1 protein-coding gene is annotated in these 2,533 nt (G+C 46.7%); it reads right to left on the reverse strand.

Annotation, left to right across the window (positions count from 1 at the left end; translation table 11 throughout):
- Nucleotides 1-296: 296 nt before the first annotated feature.
- On the reverse strand, nucleotides 297-2,533 hold a 2,237-nt coding region (locus F6K20_RS33735), incomplete at its 5' end, for a GH116 family glycosyl hydrolase (RefSeq protein WP_287297694.1).

Consider the following 2,533-nt stretch of genomic DNA (forward strand, 5'->3'; position numbering starts at 1 on the left):
TATTAACTATCATCCTGACGGTGCGCTTTCCAATGGGCGAGTAAATCCCCCTTGGGTCGCACCGCAAGATCCCCAAGCTGCTGTAGCTTGGACTATCAATCAGGCTTGCTCCCTTAGCTACCTTCTTATTGCTAAGTTCATCATCAGGACATTATAAAATTTGGCTATAGGATTTTCCGTTGAAAAACCAGCGATTAGGGCATCTTGCTGATAGTGTGGCAGTACGTTCCCGTAGCGGCTCCAAAGGAGCATCGCATAACTAAGGGTACATAACCCCCGCCATTACCTGTCTTTTTCTATTTGGTATTATCCTTAAGGATTAAATAAACTGCCCAAATCCCCATGGCTCGCAAATAGTGACTAGCCCGGAATGTCCCTGCTGCTGTAATTGCTTCTGGTGTCCTAAATTGCAAGCCATGATCGTAAACCTGCCTCACCACTGCTTCAGTTATACGTAAAGCTTCATCTTTCATGCCTTGCTGAATCAGAAATGCTGCTAATCCAAAATTAATTCCTGTCCACACTTCCATCGGATGAGTGGCATCGGGATCTTCTGGTGTGCCATCGGGTCTGACTCCATTAACTGCTCCGAGTTGACCCTGATGGAACTTTAAAAAACAGGCATCATAGACAGTCTTGAGGGCTGAGAGAGTACACTCTGGTGGCACAATATCCGGTAATCCCAGTAACTGAGCATAAAATTGACCACACAACTGGTCTGCCATCACCACATCTGAGCCACTTTCACTATCTAGTTGATAGTACTGCCCATTCCACAGCTTTTCTTGATAAATTGGCATAGCTTGTGCTAACCACTGGCGATAGCAGTCAATGGTGTCTTGAATGGAATCTAGCTCAGGTACTTCTACGAATGGGGATGTTGGTGGATAATTTTTGGTCAGAATTTCTCCAATTGCGATCGCACTCTCCAAGGCCGCTAACCACAACCCCCCACAATAAGCACTTACTCCCTGCAATCGCCAATCATCAAAGGTCTGATCTGGTGCGCCATAGTTTTCTGGTATCCCATCTCCGTCTTGGTCAAACCTCTTGAGATAAGCCAGTGCCTTGACAATGGATGACCAGCACTCCCACAAAAACTCTATATCTGTAGCGCTAGATAAAACAAAATCCCGATAGACTTGTAAAACAAAGTCACTGGCTAAATCCTTCCACTGGTTACAATCCTGGTAGCTAGTATAATTAGTTTCTTGCCAAGGATGCTCATTGGGCGCTCCTAGGTCATGGGGAGTAGCATCCGCAATTTTACGTACAGCTTGAGCTTGGTTGTAGCCAATAATACGCAGTGTTTCATCGCTGGTCGGGATAGCTCTGGCAAAGGCTTCTAGCACCGCTTTATCCAGTTTCGGCCACAGCATTGCTAGGGCAAAAGAACCATAGAGCCGCACATCCAGGCTTTCGTACCAACGGTAATCTAGACATTCTAATACACCAAACTGTCCAATTGGGTCAAGTTCAGTTGCTGCTGTCCACAGAGTACCTCCATCCGTGAGCAAGTAAAGCTCATTAAACAAGGCCATCTTGAAGCAATTGGGTAAATCCTGCTTATTTAAAATCGGTTCTTGCCATGATTCAATTTGTTCTCGCCACAGATCATGGTGCTTGAGAGCAGTGCGCACCATCGACCAGCCATTATTACCGTTGCGTCCAAAAAAGTCCGTGTATCTCCGGTAATAGTTAATACCTAATTTAAATTCCGTCACCGGAAAGTCCCAAGCCAGGATAAAGGGAATTTTGCGGGTTTTACCTGGACGAAGGGTAAAGCGAATTGCGATCGCGCAGGCAATTTGTTCTCCTGGTGCCGCTGGGGTTTCATCTTGATGGTCTACCAAGCTACCATCCGTAGCAAAGGTATCCCAAACCTCAGCACCATCACCAACTGGATTCCAGCGACCGTGGTAGAACACCTCCATACTGGGATTAGTAACTGTAGCCAGGCACAATTGCCCTTCCCCTTCTTTAATCTCATCCCCCAGTCTCACCCGGTCTAGAACAAATCCGACCCGATAGTGATCCACAATCCACTGATTCAAATTCCCCGTACTATCTCCCCACCGAGGCTGGTACTCATACACCGGACTACCATCATCCCTTACCCGCACCTCGGGATTTTTAATCCCATTGGTAAACCAACCCACCATATTCTGCCAAGTGAGCATGATGCTAACGGTAATGGGGGTATCAGTAGGGTTGTGGGCCGTCCACTCAAACACCGCCACTGGGTAACTACTTTCCTGATAACATCCTGCCCAAATCGGGGAAAACTGCTCGCAGGTTAGTTCAGTCTGAAAGACATTTTGATAGGTAAACCAACTGCGAGGATACAAAGCATAGTAGTGACCAGAAACCTCTGAGCTGTTTTCCTCACCTTTGCCTTGGGTTGGATACCATTGCCAAGAGCGTAGCTTACCATCCTCTGGTGGTTGAGTGCATAACCCATAAGCCATCGGCTGAGAATGCTCTGGTTGTTCAAATACACTAAATTGACAACCGGGGAGGCTTTTAAAGATGA

The organism is Moorena sp. SIO2C4, assembly GCF_010672485.1.
GTDB lineage: Bacteria > Cyanobacteriota > Cyanobacteriia > Cyanobacteriales > Coleofasciculaceae > Moorena > Moorena producens.